The following is a 5,111-nucleotide window of genomic DNA, read 5'->3' on the forward strand; positions in this document are numbered from 1 at the left end:
AAAGCTTTTAACGAGGTTCATGACGAGTAAATTCCACCCGTCGACGAGCACGAAAATAAGCAGCTTAAACGGCAGTGAAATCATCGTCGGCGGCAGCATCATCATACCCATCGCCATAAGCACGGAGCTAACGACCATATCGATGACCAAAAACGGCAGATAGAGCAAAAAGGCTATCTCAAACGCCGTTTTCATCTCGCTAATCATAAACGCGCTCATCACGACCGTGAGCGGGATATCGTCGAAGCTTTGCGGGTTTGGCATATTTCTGATACGTAAAAAAAGCGCCAGATCCTTCTCGCGCGTATTTTTTATCATAAACTCGCGAAACGGCTTAACGCCTCGCTCAAAGGCTTCTTGATAGCTGATTTGCTCGCTTAGATAGGGCTTCACGCCCGCTTCGTAGGCTTGCTTGCCCACAGGCTCCATGATAAAAAACGTAAGCACCATCGCAAGGCTAATAAGCACCGTAGAAGGCGGCATCTGCTGCGTACCCATAGCTTGTCGCAAAAACGAAAAAACGATAATGAGCCGCAAAAAGCTCGTCATCATAAACACTAGCGAAGGAGCTAGCGTGAGGACGGTAAGGACCAGTAGGACGTTTAGCGAGCTAACTAGCTGGGTGGGCGTAGTGGGCGCGCTTAGGCTGAGATTTACGGTCGGGATCGTGACGTTATCCTCACCGATCGCGACCGCCGCAAAGATAAAAAACAGCAAAAACGTCAGTTTTTTCAAATTTACTCCTGCGCGTCCAGTATGCTTTTTTGCGTTTTGGCTTTGTCGTCTAAATTTAACGAAACGAAGTGTATCTCGACCCTGCGGTTTTTCTCCCTGCCCTGCTCTGTAAAATTCGTCGCAAACGGCTCAAATTCGGCCTTTGCCGACGCGGTTAGCTTTTTAGGATCGACTCCGTCTTTGATTAGCTCGCTAACTACGCTGATAGCTCTAGCCGACGATAGCTGCCAGTTGTCTCTAAACTCGGTAGAAGCGGGCTGCTCGCTGTCGGTATGTCCGATCACGTTTGCTACGACGTCCGGCGGCAGCTTTGCTATCACCATCGCGATACGTTTTAAAAATAGCAGCGCATCGTCGTTTTGTAGCTTGGCGCTATCTTTTGCAAAGAGTAAATTTGCGGGCAGTCTAATCACAAATCCGCTCTCGCTCTCCTCAAACGTGATTTCAGGCGAGCCGCTAGCATGCAAAAGCTCGTTGATAGAGCGCAGAGTCTGCTCGAAATTTGACTTCACGCCCGTGCGTTCTTTATTTGAGGTGGCGTGGTCGTCTTGGTTTTGTTCGGCGCTGACGTCGGGTTTTGCGCCGCCCTCAAGCACGCCCAAAGCCCCGCTTAGCGAGCCAATCGCAGCTTCTAGCTTCTTTGCGTCCATCGTACTCATAGAAAGAAGCAGTACGAAAAAGCAAAGCAACAGCGACATCAAGTCGCCAAACGCCGCGAGCCACTCGGGCAAGCATTTGGGGCAGTCGCTTGGATCGATTAACTTTTTAGCCATTTTTTCTACTTATCAAACTGACTGACGCGGTCTTTAGGCGGTAAAAACGATAGCAGCTTCATCTCAAGCGTCCTAGGATTATCGCCTGCTTGGATAGCCATTATGCCCTCTAGCATCAGCACTTTTGCCGTGCCTTCGTCCTTGTCGCGGATGCTCAGGATGTTTGCCACGGGCGAGCCAAGGATGTTTCCTATCATCGCACCGTAAAGCGTCGTGATGAGCGCGACCGCCATCGATGGACCGATAGCTGAGGGATCTGACATGTTCATAAGCATCGCAACCAGGCCGATGAGCGTACCGATCATACCCATAGAGCCTGCAAAGCCCGCGATTTGCTCAAAAATCTTGATATTATCGCCGTGTCTGGAGCTAGACTGCTCCATATCTATCTCAAGCAACGTCCTGATGGCGTCTGGTTCGTTGCCGTCAACCGCCATAGATAGACCCTTTTTTAGAAACGGATCGGTTTCGTTATTTGCATCGCTCTCAAGCGCCAGGATACCGTCGCGGCGGGCTTTTGTGGAGTACTCGACCATTTTTTTTACGATTTCTGGGAGATTGTAGGTTTTTGGTTTTACCGCGATGCCGTAAAACGTGCCTAGCTTTTTTATCTGCTCCATCTTAAAGCCGATCATCAGCGCGCAAATCGTACCGCCAAAAACGATCAAAACAGAGGGAATATCGATGTAAGCTCCGATTCCGACGCCCATTTGCATGGAACCTAGCAAAAGCACCATAATAACTATCCAACCGACGAGGCTACCTAAATCCATCTTGCAACTTTCTATTTAAAAATTTTAGTTTGTATTTTAGTTTTTTTTAGTTGAAAAAACAGTTAAACTTAGATTAGCTTTTTGCAAAAGGCGTTCCAAATCGATGTAAAATTTTTTAAATTTTGCGTTTTTGGTCATATTTCGTTTTTTTGGCACTTTTCTTGACCAAATTTATATACTAATTTTTTCTAAAAATTTGATTTAAAAAGCGAAGCTAAATTTTAAACAAAAACAAAAGGCAGCGTCTTGCGGCGAGCGCAAATTTGGCAAAATTATCGCTCGCACGCGTAAAGGGCAAATTTAACTAGGCCTTTTTCGGCTTAAACGCCCTTTTTGCTGTCATATAAAAGCCGCTAAAGATAAAAAGCGCCATCAAAAGCGAAACGACCGACCACAAAATTTTACCCGCAAGCCCGAAAAAATACCCAGTATGTAGCTGATAATTCGTGCTCTTTACCATGCCTACGGTTATACCCTCGGTCTGCTTTTGCTCGGCCATCTTGCTATCTTTTACATTCACGGTCGCCATTTTTGGACGAGCGGTGTTTGGCGCGTCCGGCTCATAGTATCTGACGTTTATTTTATCTCCGGCCGCAAGCATCAGGCTAAATTCCTTATACTCTATGCCGCTTGATTTAAATATCTCATAAGCCTTCTGCGCGTCGCTAAATTTATACTCGGCGTTCTTTTTGCCTTCTGCTTTTGCGGGCGCTCCGTCTTTTTGCGCGGTCTCTTTGGGCAAATTTTGCGCGCTAACGAAAAGCTCCGTCACAGCGCCGTTATACCAGCGGTACGACCACATGAGTCCGGTCAGACAGATGACGAGATAAATCACCGCGCTCAAGGCGCCTAAACTCGTGTGCAGGTTATGAAAAAGGGCGTATTTCTTGAGTTTAAAATTTGGCTTCACCGCCTCGGCAAATTTACGTTTTAGCCTAGGAAAATGCAGCCAAACGCCGCTTATCACGAGCACTATCATCGCAACCGTACTAGCGCCCACGATCTGCTTGCCCACTTCGCCCGCGGTTTTGTTGCCCGTTAGCGCAAGGCCCAAATTTCGGTGCAGCGACATCGCTACGCGCACAAAAGCAACTCCGTAGTCCTTGCCGATGATCTGCGCGGTATATGGATCGACCAGATAGGCATCGCTATTGCTAGCATAAATTGTGATCGCTTCGTTTTCGTTTTTTGGTAGCACGAGCCTTGCGGGTTGCTTAACGCCCGTTTGCTCGCTAAAGCTTTGCAAGATTTGCTCCGCGCTTAGCATTTCGCCGATTTTTTCGACCTTGGCAGCGTTTAAATTTATAAGATCCTCAAGCTCGTGCTGATACGATAAAATCGCTCCCGTAACGCCGATAACGAGTAGCGGAATAGCAAAAATAATCGATAAAATAAGGTGGAGATTAAACAAAAATTGATTTCTTCTTAAGAGTTTTCTAACAAACGAAAGCAAGCCGCATCCTTTAAATTTTGATTTTGATTATTTTTAAGAAACGTGATTATATTGATTAATTCTTAAGAATTTGTTAAGTCCAAAAAGCATTAATCCCGCATTTAGCAAATTTGAGATAAAATCGCTCAAATTTAAATAAGGAAAAAAGATGAGCGATATCGGCGTAGTGGTGCTTGCCGCAGGGCTTGGCACGAGGATGAAATCAACCAAACCAAAGGTGCTTTTCGAGCTTTGCGGGGAGCCGATGATTATCCATATTTTGCGCAAAGCTTATGAGATTAGTAGCGACGTGAGCGTGGTTTTGAGCTATCAAAAAGAGCTCGTCGAAGCCAAAATCAAAGAAATTTTCCCTCAAACTAAAATTTACGAGCAAAATTTAAAGAATTTCCCGGGCACTGCGGGCGCGCTAAAAAACATCCCGTTAAATAGCGAAAAAACGCTGATTTTGTGCGGAGATATGCCGCTTATAAAAACCAACGACCTAATCCGCCTAAGCGCTGGCAACGCGGACATAGCGTTAAGCGTTTTTGAGGCCGCAGATCCCTACGGATACGGCCGCGTCATCATAAATAACGGCAAAGTCGAGGCCATCGTCGAGCAAAAAGACGCGACCGAAACGCAAAAAATGATAAAAAGCGCAAACGCCGGCTGCTACTGCTTTAAAAGCGAAGTTTTACGCGAGATTTTACCTCTCATCGGCAACGAAAACTCGCAGAAAGAATTTTACCTAACCGACGCGATAAAAATCGCAAACGAGCGCGGTCTAAAGTGCTGGGCCATCAGCGTCGAAGAGCAAAATTTCATGGGCATAAACGATAAATTTCAGCTCAGTATCGCCCAAAATTTGATGCAGGACGAAATCAAGAAAAATTTGATGAAAAGCGGCGTACTCATGCGGCTACCAAATAGCGTATATATAGACTCTAGAGCCAAATTTGAAGGCGAGTGCGTCATCGAAGAAAACGTAAGCGTCATCGGAGAGTGCGTCATCAAAAACTCCGTCATCAAAAGCGGCTCGGTCGTAGAAAACTCCGTCATCGAAGACTCCGACGTCGGCCCGCTCGCGCACATACGCCCAAAATGCGAGATCAAAAACACCCACATCGGAAATTTCGTCGAGCTAAAGGCGGCGAAGCTAAACGGCGTCAAAGCAGGCCACCTGAGCTATCTAGGCGACTGCGAGATAAGTAACGGCACAAACGTCGGCTGCGGCACGATCACGTGCAACTACGACGGCAAAGCCAAGCACAAAACAATCATCGGCAAAAACGTCTTTATCGGCTCGGATACGCAGCTCATCGCTCCCGTAAAAGTCGGCGACGACGTGCTAATCGCCGCAGGAAGCACCGTAACTAGCGACGTACCTAGCGGCGCGCT

5 protein-coding genes are annotated in these 5,111 nt (G+C 46.9%); 1 reads left to right on the forward strand and 4 read right to left on the reverse strand.

Annotated elements, in window-relative coordinates; all coding sequences use genetic code 11:
* The 4 genes from fliP to Q0546_RS06210 form a co-directional block, all read right to left on the reverse strand.
* The coding region (gene fliP, locus Q0546_RS06195; protein ID WP_298791470.1) for a flagellar type III secretion system pore protein FliP at nt 1-735 on the reverse strand (735 nt) is incomplete at its 3' end.
* Between the two features lie 2 nt (nt 736-737).
* A complete protein-coding gene (locus Q0546_RS06200; RefSeq protein ID WP_298791471.1) occupies nt 738-1,508 on the reverse strand; it encodes a flagellar motor protein MotB in 771 nt (256 codons plus the stop codon).
* Nucleotides 1,509-1,513: 5 nt separating this feature from the next.
* Nucleotides 1,514-2,281: a motility protein A gene (locus Q0546_RS06205; protein ID WP_009494312.1), complete on the reverse strand. Its 768-nt coding sequence runs from the start codon at nt 2,279-2,281 to the stop codon at nt 1,514-1,516.
* Nucleotides 2,282-2,585: 304 nt separating this feature from the next.
* Nucleotides 2,586-3,734 carry a PepSY-associated TM helix domain-containing protein gene (locus Q0546_RS06210; RefSeq protein WP_298791472.1) on the reverse strand — a complete coding sequence of 383 codons (1,149 nt, stop codon included), beginning with the start codon at nt 3,732-3,734 and terminating at the stop codon, nt 2,586-2,588.
* A 148-nt stretch (nt 3,735-3,882) separates the two neighbouring features.
* Between Q0546_RS06210 and glmU the strand changes: the two genes are divergently transcribed.
* On the forward strand, nt 3,883-5,111 hold a 1,229-nt coding region (gene glmU / locus Q0546_RS06215), incomplete at its 3' end, for a bifunctional UDP-N-acetylglucosamine diphosphorylase/glucosamine-1-phosphate N-acetyltransferase GlmU (protein ID WP_298791474.1).

Origin of the sequence: uncultured Campylobacter sp. (assembly GCF_937997465.1) — a bacterium.
Classification (GTDB): Bacteria; Campylobacterota; Campylobacteria; order Campylobacterales; family Campylobacteraceae; genus Campylobacter_A.

Bases quoted from the DNA above. Each gene is read 5' to 3' on its own strand.
- Q0546_RS06200 (WP_298791471.1), bottom strand. From the start codon at position 1,508: ATGGCTAAAAAGTTAATCGATCCAAGCGACTGCCCCAAATGCTTGCCC.
- Q0546_RS06205 (WP_009494312.1), bottom strand. From the start codon at position 2,281: ATGGATTTAGGTAGCCTCGTCGGTTGGATAGTTATTATGGTGCTTTTG.